The 16,625-nt window shown below is 71.2% G+C and carries 9 protein-coding genes; all 9 read left to right on the top strand.

What is annotated here, in order from left to right; translation table 11 throughout:
- Nucleotides 1–38: 38 nt before the first annotated feature.
- The 9 genes from FOC67_RS12090 to FOC67_RS12050 all read left to right on the top strand — a co-directional run bounded on the left by FOC67_RS12090 (nt 39) and on the right by FOC67_RS12050 (nt 16,512).
- On the top strand, nt 39–1,061 hold the full coding sequence (locus tag FOC67_RS12090; RefSeq protein WP_003089389.1) for an ABC transporter substrate-binding protein: 1,023 nt from the start codon (nt 39–41) through the stop codon (nt 1,059–1,061).
- A 7-nt stretch (nt 1,062–1,068) separates the two neighbouring features.
- Entirely contained in the window at nt 1,069–1,917 is an 849-nt protein-coding gene (locus FOC67_RS12085) for an ABC transporter ATP-binding protein (protein WP_009316098.1), read from the top strand.
- Between the two features lie 16 nt (nt 1,918–1,933).
- Nucleotides 1,934–2,800 (top strand): ABC transporter permease, encoded by an 867-nt coding sequence (locus tag FOC67_RS12080; RefSeq protein ID WP_003089385.1) that lies wholly within the window; start codon nt 1,934–1,936, stop codon nt 2,798–2,800.
- A 109-nt stretch (nt 2,801–2,909) separates the two neighbouring features.
- Entirely contained in the window at nt 2,910–3,527 is a 618-nt protein-coding gene (locus tag FOC67_RS12075) for a LysE family translocator (RefSeq protein WP_003089383.1), read from the top strand.
- A gap of 95 nt (nt 3,528–3,622) precedes the next feature.
- Entirely contained in the window at nt 3,623–7,372 is a 3,750-nt protein-coding gene (locus tag FOC67_RS12070; protein WP_174707733.1) for a non-ribosomal peptide synthetase, read from the top strand.
- Nucleotides 7,373–7,400: 28 nt separating this feature from the next.
- Nucleotides 7,401–8,489: a TauD/TfdA family dioxygenase gene (locus tag FOC67_RS12065; protein ID WP_009316094.1), complete on the top strand. Its 1,089-nt coding sequence runs from the start codon at nt 7,401–7,403 to the stop codon at nt 8,487–8,489.
- A complete protein-coding gene (locus FOC67_RS12060) occupies nt 8,486–9,505 on the top strand; it encodes a TauD/TfdA family dioxygenase (RefSeq protein WP_003112192.1) in 1,020 nt (339 codons plus the stop codon). The genes FOC67_RS12065 and FOC67_RS12060 overlap by 4 nt, the downstream gene beginning before the upstream one ends.
- Before the next feature lie 19 nt (nt 9,506–9,524).
- A complete protein-coding gene (locus FOC67_RS12055; protein WP_174707732.1) occupies nt 9,525–15,902 on the top strand; it encodes a non-ribosomal peptide synthetase in 6,378 nt (2,125 codons plus the stop codon).
- 67 nt (nt 15,903–15,969) lie between these two features.
- Nucleotides 15,970–16,512 (top strand): YbaK/EbsC family protein, encoded by a 543-nt coding sequence (locus FOC67_RS12050; protein WP_003089366.1) that lies wholly within the window; start codon nt 15,970–15,972, stop codon nt 16,510–16,512.
- Nucleotides 16,513–16,625: the final 113 nt, after the last annotated feature.

The raw sequence follows: 16,625 nt of genomic DNA, 5'->3' as shown, positions 1-16,625 counted from the left end.
ACGGCGCGCGCTTCCCCCTTTTCGCCAGGAGCGTTTCCATGAACCGCATTCCCCGTTTCACCCGCCTGGTCGCCGCGCTCGGCCTGGGCCTGAGCCTCGCCACCACGCTGCTGGCCAGCCGGCCGGCGCAGGCCGAGGGCGAGATCCGCATCGCCGAGCAGTTCGGCATCGTCTACCTGCTGCTCAACGTGGTCCGCGACCAGCGTCTGATCGAAAAGCACGGCCAGGCCGAGGGCCTGCAAATCAAGGTCGACTGGACCCAACTGTCCGGCGGCGCGGCGGTCAACGATGCGCTGCTGTCCGGGGCGATCGATATCGCCGGTGCCGGCGTCGGTCCGCTGCTGACCATCTGGGACCGTACCCGCGGGCGCCAGAACGTCAAGGCGGTGGCCTCGCTGGGCAACTTCCCCTACTACCTGCTGAGCAACGACCCGCGGGTCAGGAGCATCGCCGACTTCGGCGCCGGGGATCGCATCGCCGTGCCGGCGGTAGGGGTTTCGGTACAGTCGCGCTTCCTCCAGTACGCCGCGGCGAAGCAGTGGGGCGACAAGCAGTTCGACCGCCTCGACAAGTACACCGTGGCGCTGCCGCACCCGGACGCCACCGCCGCGCTGGTGGCCGGCGGCACCGAGCTGACCGGGCATTTCTCCAACCCGCCGTTCCAGGACCAGGCGCTGGCCAACCCGAAGGTCCACGTGGTGCTCGACAGCTACGAGCTGCTGGGGCCGAACTCGCCGACCGTGCTGTTCGCCACGGAGAAGTTCCGCCAGGACAACCCGAAGACCTACCGGGCCTTCGTCGAGGCGCTGAAGGAAGCGGCGGCCTTCGCCCAGAACGACAAGGCGGCGGCCGCCGACACCTATATCCGGGTGACCGGGGCGAAGATCGATCGCGCCGCGCTGCTGAAGATCATCGCCAATCCGCAGGTGGAGTTCAGCGTCACGCCGAAGAACACCTATCCGCTGGCGGAGTTCCTCTACCGGGTCGGTGCGATCCGCAACAAGCCGGCCTCCTGGCAGGACTATTTCTTCCAGGACGGCGCGCCGTTGCAGGGGAGTTGAGACGCCGATGAACGCCGCCTCCCGCCAACCCTCCACGCTCCCCGCCGACGCCCTGCTGGCGGTGGACGGAGTCAGCCTCGAATACCGCACCCGCTCGCGCGTGGTGCGGGCCACCCAGCGGGTCAGCTTCGAAGTCGACCCGGCCGATCGCTTCGTCCTGCTCGGCCCGTCCGGCTGCGGCAAGTCGACTCTGCTCAAGGCGGTGGCTGGCTTCATCCCGCCCAGCGAGGGCGAGATCCGCCTTCAGGGACAGGCGATCAGGGCGCCCGGACCCGACCGTATCGTGGTGTTCCAGGAGTTCGACCAGTTGCCGCCATGGAAGACCGTACGGCAGAACGTGCTGTTTCCCTTGCGGGTGTCCGGCCAGGTGGCGCGCGACGAGGCCGAGCGACGCGCCGACGAATGCCTCGAGAAGGTCGGCCTGGCGGGCTTCGCCGAGGCCTACCCGCACACGCTGTCCGGGGGCATGAAGGCGCGGGTGGCGATCGCCCGGGCGCTGGCGATGCAGCCGAAGATCCTGCTGATGGACGAGCCGTTCGCCGCGCTGGACGCGCTGACCCGGCGAAAGATGCAGGAAGAACTGCTGCGCCTGTGGGAAGAGGTGCGTTTCACCCTGCTGTTCGTCACCCATTCCATCGAGGAGGCGTTGGTGGTGGGCAACCGCATCCTGCTGCTCTCGCCGCACCCGGGGCGGGTCCGGGCCGAAGTGCATGGCCACCCGTTCGGGCTGCACAGCCTTGGCGGCGAGCCGCTGCAAGCCGCGGCGCGACGCATCCCCCGCTTGCTGTTCGACGAGGGCGGCGAACCGACGGCGGCCGAGACGCTCGACTTCGCCGATATCCGGCTGGCCCACTGAGCAGAGGAACCGATCGATGAGTCGAGTCACGCGCGTCCGCGAAGAATACGAAATCCAGCTCGAACCCCTGCTGGAGGTCCCCCTGGAGCGGCGCCTGCCCCTGGGCCAGCGTCTCTGGCAACAGGGCTGGCTGCGCAAGGGGCTGATCCTGGCGCTGCTGGCGCTGGCCTGGGAGCTGGCGGCGCGGGTCCAGGGCAACGACCTGCTGCTGCCAGGCTTCCTGCAGACGGCCAGGGCCCTCGGCGAGGGCCTGGCCAGCGGCGAACTGCCGGCCAAGGCGGGGATCTCCCTGCTGGTGCTGTTCAAGGGCTACCTGCTGGGGATCGTCCTGGCCTTCGTTCTGACCAGCCTGGCGGTCTCCACGCAGTTGGGCCGCGACCTGCTCGGCACCCTCACGGCGATGTTCAACCCGCTGCCGGCGATCGCGCTGCTGCCGCTGGCGCTGCTCTGGTTCGGCCTGGGCCAGAACAGCCTGATCTTCGTGCTGGTGCATTCGGTGCTCTGGGCGCTGGCGCTGAACACCTATGCCGGTTTCCTCGGTGTCTCGGAGACCCTGCGTATGGCCGGGCGCAACTACGGCCTGCGTGGCCTGCGCTTCGTCCTGCTGATCCTGGTGCCGGCGGCGCTGCCGTCGATTCTCGCCGGGCTGAAGATCGGCTGGGCCTTCGCCTGGCGCACGCTGATCGCCGCGGAACTGGTGTTCGGCGCGAGCAGCGGCAAGGGCGGGCTCGGCTGGTACATTTTCCAGAACCGCAACGAGCTGTACACCGACAAGGTATTCGCCGGCCTGGCCGTGGTGGTGCTGATCGGCCTGCTGGTGGAGAACCTGGTGTTCGGCAGCATCGAGCGCCTCACGGTGAAGCGCTGGGGAGTGCAACGCTAGGGCGGCGGACGGGTGGAGTGTTACGGCAACTTTCTCGGCAACTGTTGCGCTGGCGCGGCGGCAAAGCGGAGTAACGTCTTGCCCGCACCCACTTCAAAGGATGGAACGAATGTCGCTCTCCGTGGATCTGCTGCTGGCGTTCTCCCTGTTCGCCTTCGTCACCTCCGTCACGCCCGGTCCGAACAACACCATGTTGCTGGCCTCGGGGGTCAACTTCGGTTTCGTCCGCTCCATCCCGCACATCCTCGGGATCAGTTGCGGCTTCTTCATCATGGTGATGGCGGTGGGCTTCGGCCTGGGCACGGTGTTCGAGGCCTATCCGGTGCTGTACACCATCCTGCGCTACGTCGGCGCGGCCTACCTGCTGTACCTGGCCTGGAAGATCGCCACCTCCGGCCCGGCCGGCAACGACCCGGAGGGACGTGGCAAGCCGTTGAGCTACTGGGGCGCGGCGGCGTTCCAGTGGGTCAACCCGAAGGCCTGGGTGATGGCGGTCGGCGCCATCAGCACCTACACCCCGTTGCAGGGCTACTTCACCAACGTGGTGGTGATCTCGACGGTCTTCGCCCTGATCAACGCGCCGACCATCGGAATCTGGGCCGGTTTCGGCAGCATGCTGCGCAACGTGCTGCGCGATCCGCGCTGGCTGCGGGTGTTCAACGTAGGGATGGCGCTGCTGTTGGTCGCGTCGCTGTACCCGATCCTGGCGGAAAATCATTCGGCCTGACCTGTCACCACCCTATCAGTTGTATTAGCTCGTAACTCGTCGCCATTTCGTGAAGAGTTTTTCGCTCGGTGCCCAGCCTCGGAAGGGGGAGAGCGATGCAGGAGCGACATGGCTTACCGTTACGCAGCTTTTCGTCGGGCAAGGCGCTGACCGCGGGACGCGCAGCGCGCCCGGAGGTTGCGCAGGAGCGACGCTACCTGCAAGGCGCCCCGCTGGGGTTGGAACTGCCGGGGCGGATCGCCTTGCGCGACCCGCATTGCGCCTGGCAATGGTTCGAGCCGGAGGCGGCCGCGCAAGCGTTCCCGGCGGCGCACTGGCTGGCGGCGTTCCTGGTACTGCTGGGACGCTACGGCAACGAAGAGATCACCCTGGGTTTTCCCGAGCCGATCACGGTGCGCGGGCGGCAGGCGCCCGCGCTGCTACGTTCCGCCTACCGGGCGCTGGAGTCGTCCGCCGAACGTAGCGCGCGGCTGGCGGAAGAACTCGACGATGCCCGGCGGCAGCTCTCCGCCGAGGGCCAGGAGCGCGCCGCCCTGGCCGGGCGCTGCGCGGTCCAGGTGCTGGCGGCGCGGCCGACGGCGAGCAGCCCCGGCTGGCTGGCCCTGGTGCTGGCGGCGGACGGCAGCGTCGGCCTGGCTCTGCGCGATCCCCAGTACGACGGATTGCGGCGCATCGCCGGCCATCTCGCGCGCCTGGCGCGCGGCCTGGTCGACGCCCAGGCCTGCGTCGGCCGGCTGCCCTGGCTGGACGCCGACGAAGAGCGCCGTTTGCAGGCCCTGCGCAGCGAGCCCCAGGCCGCGCCGCCGCGCGGCGTACTCCACCATCTGTTCGAGGCCCAGGCGCGGCGCACGCCGCAGCGCATCGCCGTGCACGCCGCCGACCGCAGCCTCAGCTATGCCGAGCTGGAGCGCGAAAGCGCCGCGCTCGCCGCGCGCCTGCGCGCCGCCGGGGTGGCTCCGGAGCAGCGGGTCGGGGTCTGCCTGCGGCGCGACAGCGGCCTGCTGGTCGGCCTGCTCGGCGTGCTCCGCGCCGGCGGTTGCTACGTCCCGCTGGACCCGGCCTACCCGGAGGAACGGGTGGCCTACATGCTCGACGACGCCGACTGCCTGCTGGTGCTGGTCGACGCGAGCACCCGCGAGCGGGTCGCCGCGCTGGGCCGGCCATGCCTGGCGCTGGAGGAGGGCGGCGACCAGGCGAACGACCTGGCGCTGCCCGCGAGCGAGGTCGGCGCCGAGCACCTCGCCTACATCATCTATACCTCCGGATCCACCGGACGCCCCAAGGGCGTCGCCATCGAGCACGGCAGTGCCCATGCCTTCCTGCGCTGGGCCGGCCAGCACTATGCCGCCGAAGAATGGAGCGGGGTACTGGCGGCGACCTCGGTGTGTTTCGACCTGTCGGTCTACGAGCTGTTCGGCACCCTGGCCGAAGGCGGTACGCTGCACTTGGTGGAAAACCTGTTCAGCCTGCCGGACTACCCGCGCCGCGACGAGATCAGTCTGCTCAATACCGTGCCCTCGGTGTGCGCCGCGCTGCTCGCCCTCGGCGACCTGCCGGGCGGGGTGCGCACGCTGAACCTGGCCGGCGAACCGCTGCGCGGCCACCTGGTGCGACAGATTCGTGGCCAACCCCAGGTACGGCGCCTGGTCAATCTCTACGGGCCGACCGAGGACACCACCTATTCGACGGTGCACGAACTGGACCTGCACGCCGAAGCGCTCGACGAGCCGCCCATCGGCCGACCGCTGCCCGGTACCACGGTGGAGGTGCTCGACGGCTTCGAGGCGCCGCTGCCGCTGGGTGTGGCCGGGGAGCTGTACCTCGGCGGCATCGGCCTGGCGCGTGGCTATTTCGGCAAGCCGGAGCAGACCGCCGAGCGTTTCCGCGTCGATCCGGGCAGCGGCGAGCGCCGCTATCGCACCGGCGACCGCGTACGCATGCGCGAGGACGGCGTGCTGGAACACCTCGGCCGGCTCGACGACCAGGTCAAGTTCAACGGCTTCCGCATCGAGCTGGGCGAGATCGCCTCGTGCCTGGCGAGTTTTCCCGGGGTGAGCGAAGCCTGCGCCATGCTCACCGAGGACAGCGCCGGCCTGCGTCGGCTGGTCGGCTACCTGGCGGCGCCGTTCGCCCCGCCGCTCCAGGCGCTGAACGAGCACCTTGGGCAAAGCCTGCCGCACTACATGTTGCCGTCGGCGTTCGTGGTCCTGACGGAGCTGCCCAAGACGCTCAACGGCAAGATCGACCGCAAGGCCCTGCCGCGTCCCCAGGCGACCGACGCCGAGCCGCAGGCGCTGCCCGGCGATCCGCTGGAACAGGCGCTGCACCAGGCCTGGCAGGCGCAGCTTGGCGCGCCGCCGCGCGCCGGGCAGGGTTTCTACGCCGCCGGCGGCGATTCCCTGCGGGCGGTGCACCTGCTCGCGACGTTGCGCCAGCGACTGTCCCGCCGCGTACCGTTGCAGGCGTTCGCCGGTGGCCCGGCGACCCCCGAGGCCCTGCTGGAATTGCTGCGCCAGGCCGCGCCCGAGGGCGACGAGCCGGAGCCGAGCGCCGGCGCCGCCGGGCTGAGCCTCGCCGAACGGCGCCTGTGGGTGGCCCAGCAACTGGCGCCGGAGGACACCTCCTACAACCTGCTGGCCCACCTGCGCATAGTCGGCGCCACGGCCGACGCCATCGAACAGGCCTTGCGCCAGTTGCTGGAACGGCATGTGGCGCTGCGCCGGCGTGTCGAAACGGGCGTCGACGGGCCGCAGCCGCATGCGCTGGCGGCGCATGCGGTGCCCCTGCAACGCCTGCTGGCGAGCGACGCCGCCCACGCCGAGCGGCTGCTGGAGGATGGCGTGCGCCGTGAGGGCGCGCGAGTCTTCGACCTCGCCCACGAGGCGCCGGCGCGCCTGCTGCTGGTCGTCACCCGCGACAGCGCGCGCGCCGACCTCCTGCTCAGCGTCCATCACTACGCCTTCGACGATGTGTCGCTGGCGGTCTTCGCTGCGGAGCTGAAGGCGCTGCTCGATGGCGGCCGCCTGGCCGCGCTCGCCAGCACGCCGGAACAGGTCGCCGCCCGCGAGCGCGCGGCGTTGGCCTCGGGCCGCCTGGAGCGCGTCGCCGAGCGCTGGGCGGAGCGTCTGTTGCCGCTGGCGAAGGCTCCCGGCGCCGCGGCGGCGCGCCGGGAGGAGCGCGGCGGGCGCGCCGGCCAGCGCCTTGCCCTGCCGGTTTCCGCCGCCGCCCATGCCGCCTGCCGGACGCTGGCCGAACGCGCCTCGGTAAGCCCGTTCAGCGCTGCGCTGCAAGCCTTCGCCGAAGTGCTCGGCGCCGAACTGGGCGTCGACGACCTGCTCGTCGGCGTGGCTCTGGCCGGGCGTTCGCGCCTGGAAATGCAGGGGCTGGTCGGCTGCTTCGTCAACCTCCTGCCGCTGGCGGTCGGCCTGCGTCCGGGGCAGTCCGCGGAGTGGCGCCTGCGCCAGGTCGGCCATGACCTGCTGGAACTGCTCGAACACCAGGACGTGCCCCTCGAATGCGTGACCCAGGCCCTGCGCCAGCGCGGCGCCAGCGGCCTGCCGATCCGCATCGCCTGCGGCGCGCACAACGGTCGGGCGGCCCCGGCGGTGGATGCCGGGGTGCGCGTCGAAGCCGACTTCATCCCGGTGCCCGGCGCGCGCCTGGACCTGACGCTCTGGCTGGAAGACCAGCCGCAGGGCTGGCTGGCGGTCTGGACCGGGGCCAGCGCGATCTTCGACCTGCACCGCATCGAGCGCCTGCACCAGGCCTGGGAGCGGCGCCTGCTGTCGAACGCCGGCGAACCTACCTCGAAGCGCATGTCGCCGGAGGGCTGCAACGCTTCCTGACGACTCGAGTCCCCCACGGAGAACAGCGATGGAACGAACAGCTCCCAGTCTCACCGGTCGCGGCTTCGCCCGGCCGCGCAATCTCACCCCGCGCAGCAGCGAGGCGCTGGTGCGGCGCCCGGCGGCGGAGCGCGACGGCCTGCCGCTGCTGATCGAGGCGCAGGCTCCCGGCCTGTCCCTGGCCGACTGGATCCGCGAGCAGGGCCAGTCCCTGCACGACGACCTGAACCTGGCTGGCGGCCTGTTGCTGAGAGGCTTCGAGGTCGACTCGGCAGAGCGCTTCCGCTCCGCCGCCGCCGCCTTCGCTCCGCAACTGCTCGACTACAAGGAGCGTTCCTCGCCGCGTAGCCAGGTCAGCGGCGAGGTCTACACCTCCACCGAGCATCCGCTGGACCAGCCGATCTTCCTGCATAACGAGCAGTCCTATACCGCCGACTGGCCGCTGTACATCATGTTCCATTGCCAGGTCGCGCCGCTCGAAGGCGGCGCCACCCCGGTGGCGGCCAACCGGTTGGTGCTCCGCCACCTGCCGGACGAATTGCTGGAGCGCTTCGAGCGCCTGGGCATCCTCTACGTGCGCAACTACCGCGCTGGCCTCGGCCTGTCCTGGCGCGAAGCGTTCCAGACCGACAGCCGCACCGAGGTCGAGGCGTTCTGCGCTGAGCACCGGATCGCCCATGCCTGGATCGGCGACGAGCACCTGCGCACCTGGCAGAGGCGCGCGGCGTTCCAGCGCCACCCGCATACCGGCGAGCGCCTGTGGTTCAACCACGGCATGTTCTTCCATGCCAGCAGTCTCGAGCCGGGCCTGCGCGATGCGCTGTTGCGCAGCGTCGCCGAGGAAGACCTGCCGTACCAGACCTACTACGGCGATGGCAGCCCGATCGAGGCGCAGACCCTGGCGACCATCCGCAGCGCCATAGACCGCGAGACGCGGCGCTTCGACTGGCGCGTGGGCGACGTGCTGATCCTTGACAACATGCTCGCCCAGCACGGCCGCGAGCCGTTCCGCGGGCCGCGCCGGATCCTCACCATCATGTCCACGCCGTATTCCGGCCTGGCCTCCGCCGATGTCCCGCCGACACCTTCGCGCCTGGCGCTCGGAGGTGCCGCATGAGCGCCTCGTTCAGCGCGCCGCGCCTGCGCCCCCGGCAGCTCTCGGCCGGCGACCTGGTGGAGGAGAGCCTGCTCGACCCGGCCAACGGCTACCTGCGCATCGTCCGTGCGCGCCAGCCGGGCATGGACCTGCGGCAATGGATCGCCGCCGCCGGCGCAGGGCTGCGCGACAGCCTGCTGCGGCACGGCGGCATCCTGTTCCGTGGCTTCGCGGTGGCCGGCGCGGAGGGCTTCTCCCAGGCCGTGCAAGGCTTTTCGCCGAACATGCTCGACTACCTGGAGCGCGCGGCGGCGCGTCAGGAAGTGGCGCACCGGGTGTTCACTTCCACCGAGTTCTCGCCGGATGGCTGGATTCCGCCGCACCACGAAATGTCCTACTCGCACAACTGGCCGAGCTACATCCACTTCTACTGCCAGACGCCGCCCGCCACCCAGGGCCGCACGCCCCTGGCCGACGAGCGCCGGGTCAGCGCCCGGATACCCGAGGCGATCAGGCAGCGCTTCCTCCGCCATGGGGTGTGCTACGTGCGCAACTACGGGCCGGAGATCGACCTGACCTGGCAGGAAGGCTTCCAGACCGACAGCCGCGCCGAGGTCGAGGCCTACTGCCGGCAGACCGGTACCCAATGGACCTGGCTCGACGACCAGCGCCTGAATACCCGCCAGGTGCGCCAGGCGATGGTGCGCCACCCGCTCAGCGGCGAGCCGCTGTGGTTCAACCACGCGCACATGTTCCATGTCTCCAACATGCCGCCGGCCCTGGCCCGGGCCTTGCTCGACGAGGTCGGCGAACAGGGCCTGCCGCGCAACGCCTACTACGGTGACGGCAGCCCGATCGAGGCGGAGGTGCTGGACACCATCCGCGCCGCCTACCGCGAGGAAACCCGCGCGTTCGCCTGGGAGCGCGGCGATGTCCTGATGCTCGACAACTTCATCAGCGTCCACGGCCGCGAGCCGTACACCGGCGAGCGCAAGGTGCTGGTGGCGATGACCGACCTGCATGTCCACCAACCCTGAACCCGTGCGAGGGATAGCCATGAGTGCGTCAGAAGACCTGCAATCCGCTGTGCAACCGGCCGCGAGCGAAGCGCTCGAAGGATTCCCGCTGTCCCCCTTGCAGACCCGCGCCTGGCGCCGTCATGCCGAGCGGCCGGAAAATACCGTTGTCGGCGTGCGCCTGCACGCCCCGGCCGATCCCGCGGCGACGCTGGAGCGGCTGCGCCGGGCGCTGGACGGCGAGGCGCAACTGCGCGTGGCTTACCGGACGATGCCGGGCATGAGCCTGCCGGTGCAGGTACTGGATGGACGCGCGGCCGATCTGCTGGTCGAGCGCCTGCCGGGAGACGGCGACTGGGCCGGGCGCTTCGCGCGCGAAAGCGCACGTCTCGCCGCTGCGCCCCTGGGCGGGGAAGGCCAGCCGGTGCTGGCGCTCGGCCTGCTGCTGGACGCCGCCGGAGAGACGCTCCAGGGGCTGTTGCTGGCGGCGCCGGCGTTCGTCGTCGATGCGGCCAGCCTGGCGGCGCTGCTGCGCCGCGGCCTGGGGCAGGCCGACCCGGCGAGCGCGGACGAGGGGGCCGAGGCGCTGCTGTTCCAGCATTTCTCCGAATGGGCCAACGAGGCGCTGGCCGGCGAAGACGGCGAAAGCGCCAGCGGCTACTGGCGCGAGCAGGCGGCCGCTGCGGCGGAGAATCCGCTGGCGCTGGCGGACGACCTGGGCGAAGGCGAGTGGACGGCGCGGCGCCTGCTGCCGCGCGCGCTGCTCGAACGCCTGGCCGCCAACGGCTTGCCGGAGGCGGCCGCCCTGCTGGCCTGGACCCAGGTCGCCGGGCAGTTCCAGGGCGACGAGGGACTCCCGCTGGAAATGGCGCGACTGGTCTCGGGGCGCCTGTTCAACGAGTTCGCCGAGCTGGCCGGACCGTTCGCCGGGGTCGCGCCGCTGTGCCTGGAGAATGTCCGCGCGGGCAGCGTCGGCGAGCGGCTCGACGCGCTCCAGGCGGCGATCCTCGCCCAGGAGGAGGCGGCGGCCCTGCGCGATCCCTTTGCCCCCGACTGGCCGCTCGCCGAGTTGGGCTTCGCCTGGCTGGCGGGCGAACTGGATGGCGCCGGGGTGGCCGAGCTGGATTGCCGGCAGCCGCCGCTGGGCGGGTTCCTCGAGTTGCAGGTGCTGCCCCACGGCGAAGGCCGGCTGGCCAGCCTGCGGGTCCGCCGCGACCATGACGGAACGCTGGCCGGGCGCTTGCTCGACGCCTGGGTCGAATGCCTGGAAAGCATCGCCGCCGAGAGGCAACTGCCACTGGCCGGGCTGCCGTTGATCGGCGCGGCCGAGCGCGAGCGCTACCAGGCCTGGCAGGGCGAGCGCGTGGAGCCCGCGCCGGTGGAATCCCTGGTGGCCGCGTTCGATCTGCGCGCCGCCCTGCAGCCGCAGGCGCCGGCGTTGCTGGATGCCCACGGCAGCCTGGATTTCGCCACGCTGCGCGCGCGCAGCGAAGCGGTCGCCGAAGCGCTGCTGGCTGCCGGCGTGCGGCCCGGCCAGGCGGTGGCGGTGATGACCGGGCGCAACCGCGAGGCGATCGTCGCCCTGCTCGGGGTGATGCGCGCGGCGGCGGTGTACACCCCGGTCAATCCGGAGTTTCCGGCGGCGCGGGTGGAGCGGATGCGCGAAGCGGGCGGGATCGTCTTCGCCCTTGCCGATGCCGAGTGCGCCGGGCGCGCCCGCGAGGCCTTCGCCGGGGCCTGCCTGGACCTGTCGACGCTGCCGCTTGCCGGCAGCGGCATGAGCCTGCCGGCGCCGGGCGGGCGCGATGCGGCCTACATGATCTTCACCTCGGGCACCAGCGGTCAGCCCAAAGGCGTGGTGGTCGAGCACGCCAGCGCGCTCAACCTGTCCCAGGCCCTGGCGCGCACGGTATACGCGAACGTGGTGGGCGAGGGCCTGCGGGTGACGGTCAACGCGCCGTTCTCCTTCGATTCCTCGATCAAGCAGATTCTCCAGTTGCTCTCCGGCCATTGCCTGGTCCTGGTGCCGCAGGAGGTGCGCAGCGATCCGCAGCGGATGCTGGGGTTCCTCGAAGAACGGCGCATCGACGTGCTCGACTGCACCCCGTCGCTGTTCCGCCTGCTGCTCCAGGCCGGCCTCGACGATGCCCACCCGGCGCTGCCCGGGCGCATCCTGGTAGGGGGCGAGCGCTTCGACGAAGCGTCCTGGGAGGTCGCCGCCGGCTGGCGCCGCTGCCAGGTGTTCAATCTCTACGGTCCTACCGAAGCCACGGTGAACGCCAGCCTGACGCGGGTCGCCGAGCATGCGCGGCCGACCATCGGCCGCGCCCTGGCCAACGTCGAACTGCATGTGGTCGATGGCCTCGGTCGTCGCAAGACCCGTGGCGCCAGCGGCGAACTGTGGATCGGCGGCGCCGGGGTGGCGCGCGGCTATGCCGGCGACGCCGGCGAGGCGGCCGGGCGCTTCCTCGAGGAGGGCTGGCCGGGCAGCGGCCGCCTGTACCGCAGCGGCGACCTGGTGCGCTGGCGCGCCGACGGTTGCCTGGAGTTCCTCGGGCGGATCGACGAACAGGTGAAGATCAACGGCTACCGCATCGAACTGGGCGAGATCCGCAGCGCGTTGCTGGAACACCCGGCAGTGGGCGAGGCGGCGGTACTCACCGACGAGGCCGATGCGGCCGAACCGGGCGCGGATCGCCGGATCGTCGCCTTCGTCACCGCCGCCGGGGAGACCGCGGACGAGTCCTGGCTGGAAGTCGACCTGCCCAGCGGGCACCGGGTCGCCGGACTGAACCTCAACGAAACCGAGTACGTCTACCAGGAAATCTTCGTCGACGAGGTCTACAGCCGCGACGGCATCGTCCTGCCGCCGGACGCGGTGGTCCTCGACGTCGGTGCCAACATCGGCCTGTTCTCGTTGTACATCGCCAGCCGCGCGCCGCGCGCGCGAGTGGTCGCCTTCGAGCCGCTGGCGCCGATCCGCCGGCGCCTGGAGGCCAACCTCGGACGCTACGCACCGCAGGTCGAGGTATTCGGCATCGGCCTGTCCGACGCCGAGCGCGAGGAAACCTTCACCTACTATCCGGGCTACTCGACCTTCTCCGGGATCGCCGAGTACGCCGACGCCAGCGGCGAACGCGACGTCATCCGACGCTACCTGAGCAACCAGGGCGAGGAGGGCGGGGCCAACCTGCTGCTGGACAACATCGACGAAATCCTCGATGACCGCCTGCGCGCCGAAGCCCACCGCTGCCGCCTGCGCCGCCTCGACCAGGTGATCGGCGAACTGGGCCTGGAGCGTATCGACCTGCTGAAGATCGACGTGCAGCGCGCGGAAATGGATGTGCTGCTCGGTCTCGACGATGCGGCGCTGGCCAAGGTCCGGCAGATCGTCCTGGAGGTCCATGACAAGCGCGACGGTGCCACCGCCGGCCGCGCCGATGCCTTGAGCGACCTGCTGCGCCGCCATGGCTTCGAGGTGAGCATCCGTCAGGACGCGCTGCTGGAGGGTACCGACCGTTACAACTGCTACGCGGTGCGCCCGGGCTATGCCGAGTCGCTGGCCGAGCGCATCGACTGGCGTGCGCTCGCGCCGCGCCCCGCCGCGGCCCTTGGCGGCGAGCTGAGCGAGCAGGCCCTGCGTGGCTTCCTCGAGGCGCGCCTGCCGGCCTACATGCTGCCGAGCCGGATCGCCCGGGTCGAACGCCTGCCGCTGACCGCCGAAGGCAAGCTCGACCGTCGCGCGCTGTTGGCGGCGCTGGCCGCCGAGGCGGCCGCGCAGCCCCTGGAAGCGCCGGCCAATGCCACCGAGGCGGCCCTCCTGGATATCTGGAAGAGCGTGCTGAAACGCCCGGCGATCGGCGTCAGCGACAACTTCTTCCAGGTCGGCGGCGACTCCATCCGCCTGATCCAGATGCAGGTCATGGCGCGCCAGGCCGGGCTTGCCTTTACCCTGCGCGACGTGTTCAACCACCAGAGCATCCGCGAACTGGCGCGCCTGCTGGCCGCTCCGGCGAGCCCGGCGGATGCGCTCGGGACCTCGGCGCCGCAGACGCTGGAGCCGTTCGCCCTGTTGTCGGCGGCGGAACGCAAGCGCCTGCCGGAGGGGCTCGACGACGCCTATCCGATGACCAGCCTGCAACAGGGCATGCTCCTGCAAAGCGAGGCCAGCGGCGATCCACGGCTGTTGCACAACGTCGTCCTGCACGAGGTGCATGGACGCCTGGACGGCGAGTTGCTGGCGCGCGCCTGGGCGATCCTGATCGGCCGCCACGCGATCCTGCGTACCGGCTTCGACCTGCACGGCGGCCAGGCGCCCTTGCAATGGGTCCACCCGGCCACGGCGGTCGCCGCCGAAGTGCCGGTGCAAGACCTGCGCGGCCTCGATGAGGAAGCCCGGCGCCTGCGCCTGCGTGCCTGGATCGAGGAAGAGCAGGCCACCCCGTTCGACTGGAGCCGCCCACCGCTGGTGCGCCTCGCCGCGCTGGCGCTGGACGAGCGGCGCTTCGCCCTGGGCGTCGCCGAACACCATAGCGTGCTGGACGGCTGGAGCCTGCAAAGCCTGGTGGACGAGCTGCTGGCGGTCTACGCCGACCTCCTCGCCGGTGTCGTCGCGCGGGAAGCGGAAGCGCCCGCGGTAGGTTTCCGCGACTACGTGGCGCTGGAGCGCGAGGCCGAGGCCAACGCCGGCTCGGCGCTGTTCTGGCTCGACTACCTGGCCGGCGCCCGTTACCGGCCGTTGCCCGGCCTGGCGGAGGAGGGGCCCCGGCGCATGGCGGCGGTCCGCGTGGACGTGCCGGCCGACAGCCTGCCGCGCTTGCGCGCCCTGGCCGAACGCAGCGGCCTGCCCTTGCGTTCGTTGCTGCTGGCGGCGCATGGCCGGGCGTTGTGCCGCTTCAGCGATGCCGACGAAGTGGTCAGCGGCTTCGTCAGCCACGGGCGCCCCGAGGAGCCGGGAGCGGACCGCCTGCTCGGCCTGTTCCTGAATACCCTGCCGTGCCGGCTGTCGGCTTCCGTCGATCTGCTCGACAGCGCCCGTCGCGCATTCGACTACGAGCGCGCGAGCCTGGAGCATCGGCGCCATCCGCTGGCGGCGATTCGCAGGCGCAACCGCGAGTTGCGCCTGGACAGCCTGTTCAACTTCGTCGACTTCCACCAGGACGACGCCGCGCCGACGGCGGGAGTAAGGCACGGCGGCATCCTCGACCAGGTGGTGGTGGACGTCGACGTGCCGCTGGCGGTGGACTTCGAGGTGGCCGGCGAGCGCCTCGAGGTGGGCTTCCAGTACGCCGCCGGACGTTTCCCCGCCGAGCGCGCCGAGGCGCTGGCCGACGCCTACCGCGAGGCGTTGCTGGCGCTGCTCGAGGACCCGGCGCAGCCGCCCGCGGCGGCCCAGGCCGAGGACAGCGTGGAGCTGCGGCGGGTGCTCAAGGTGTTGTCCCGGGTGCTCGGCCGGCCGCTGGCGGCCGACCAGGGCTTCGCCAGTGCCGGCGGGCATTCGCTGCTGGGCGTGCAGGCGATCGCCGAATTGCGCCGGCTGACCGGCAGGCAACTGAGCCTGGGGCTGTTGCAGGGCGATCCGGATGCCCGCGAAATGGTGCGCCGCTGCCATGCCGCCGACGCGCCGCCGTTGCCGCCCGCCACCGAGCGCGCCCGGGCCCTGTGGTTGCAGCGCAGCGGGAGCGCGCAGCCGCGCCTGCGCCTGATCGCGCTGCCGCCCGCGGGCGGCAACGCCGGCACTTTCCGTGGTTGGGACGCGCGCCTGCCGGCGGACGTGGAGCTGCTGGCGATCCAGTATCCGGGGCGCCAGGAACGCCAGGACGAGCCATTCGTCACCGATGTAGAGGCCATGCTCTGTGCCATCGACGACGCGCTCCTGCCATTGCTCGACCGTCCGTTCGCCCTGGTCGGCGCCAGCCTCGGTGGCATGCTCGCCTACGAACTGGCGGCACGCCTGGAAAGCCTGCACGGCCTGCGCGCCAGGCAGTTGTTCGTGATCAGCAGCCGCGCTCCGGGGCCGGACCTGGAATACCCGCGCTTCCATGCGATGGGCGACGCCGAGTTGCTGCGAACCCTGCGCGAGTACGACGTGCTGCCGCTGGAAGTGCTCGACGACCCGGAGCTGCGCGAGATCAGCCTGGCCACCCTGCGCGCCGATTCGCGCCTGGCCGCCGACTATCGCTACCGCCCGCGCGAGCCGCTGGCCATACCGATCACCGCGATCCTCGGCGAGCAGGACCCGGGCGTCTCCAGGGCGGCCATCGACGGCTGGCGGCGGCACGCCAGCCGCTACGAGCTGGAGACCCTGGCCGGCGGCCACGGCCTGGTGGTGACGGCGGCGGAGGAGGTCTGCGCGATCCTGCGGCAGCGCCTGGCGCCCGATGTGCCTGGCGGCGTGCCGGCGAACCTGGCAACCTGAACCGCCGGCCCCTGCCGCCCGCCTGGCGGCAGGGGCCGGTGCCGTCCGTCTTCATTCGAGGTTGCCCATGGTTCTGCGCGAATACACCCAACGCCACCGGCTCGACGCCGTCGCCCCGGCCGACTACCACCGCCATCTGCCGGAGCAGGTCGCGCGCGGCCTGCCTTCCGCCGAGCTGGTGGTGTTCCGCGTCGCCGACGAGCATTCCGACACCGCGGCGTTCAGCGCACGCTACGGCTTTGGCCTGGAGGACTGCGCCAACACCCTGGTCCTGCGCTACAAGCGCGACGGCGCCGAAGGCTATGCCGCGGTGGTCAACCTGGGCTCGCGGCGGCTCGACGTGAACGGCGCGGTCAAGGCGCTGCTCGGGGCCCGCCGGCTGTCCTTCGCCGCCCGCGAGGTCGCCACCGAGCTGACCGGCATGCAGTTCGGCGGCATCACCGCGTTCGGCTTGCCCGAAGGCATGCCGCTGCTGGTCGACGCGGCGGTCTTCGAACGGCCGTTGGTGGTGATGGGCGCCGGGGTCCGCGAGACCAAGCTGCTGCTGTCCCCGGCACTGCTGAAAGACCTTCCCGGAGTGGTGGTCGCCGAACTCAGCGAAGCCGGTTGAACCCGGCGCGGAGCATCGCCGCCGCGACTCTGCCAATTGTGGTAGGTGAAGCCTTCCGCCGTCTCTGCAACCATGCCCCCGCCCTGATCGCGACAAACGCCGGAATGCCCTGC

Source organism: Pseudomonas sp. FDAARGOS_761, from assembly GCF_013343155.1.
Lineage (GTDB): Bacteria > Pseudomonadota > Gammaproteobacteria > Pseudomonadales > Pseudomonadaceae > Pseudomonas > Pseudomonas aeruginosa.
This window is presented reverse-complemented; position numbering and strand designations above follow the sequence as displayed.

What these genes read in the sequence shown, in the direction of transcription:
- FOC67_RS12085 (WP_009316098.1), top strand. Translation starts at nt 1,069, where the DNA reads ATGAACGCCGCCTCCCGCCAACCCTCCACGCTCCCCGCCGACGCCCTG.
- FOC67_RS12075 (WP_003089383.1), top strand. Translation starts at nt 2,910, where the DNA reads ATGTCGCTCTCCGTGGATCTGCTGCTGGCGTTCTCCCTGTTCGCCTTC.
- FOC67_RS12070 (WP_174707733.1), top strand. Translation starts at nt 3,623, where the DNA reads ATGCAGGAGCGACATGGCTTACCGTTACGCAGCTTTTCGTCGGGCAAG.
- FOC67_RS12050 (WP_003089366.1), top strand. Translation starts at nt 15,970, where the DNA reads ATGGTTCTGCGCGAATACACCCAACGCCACCGGCTCGACGCCGTCGCC.
- FOC67_RS12055 (WP_174707732.1), top strand. Translation starts at nt 9,525, where the DNA reads ATGAGTGCGTCAGAAGACCTGCAATCCGCTGTGCAACCGGCCGCGAGC.
- FOC67_RS12065 (WP_009316094.1), top strand. Translation starts at nt 7,401, where the DNA reads ATGGAACGAACAGCTCCCAGTCTCACCGGTCGCGGCTTCGCCCGGCCG.
- FOC67_RS12090 (WP_003089389.1), top strand. Translation starts at nt 39, where the DNA reads ATGAACCGCATTCCCCGTTTCACCCGCCTGGTCGCCGCGCTCGGCCTG.
- FOC67_RS12080 (WP_003089385.1), top strand. Translation starts at nt 1,934, where the DNA reads ATGAGTCGAGTCACGCGCGTCCGCGAAGAATACGAAATCCAGCTCGAA.
- FOC67_RS12060 (WP_003112192.1), top strand. Translation starts at nt 8,486, where the DNA reads ATGAGCGCCTCGTTCAGCGCGCCGCGCCTGCGCCCCCGGCAGCTCTCG.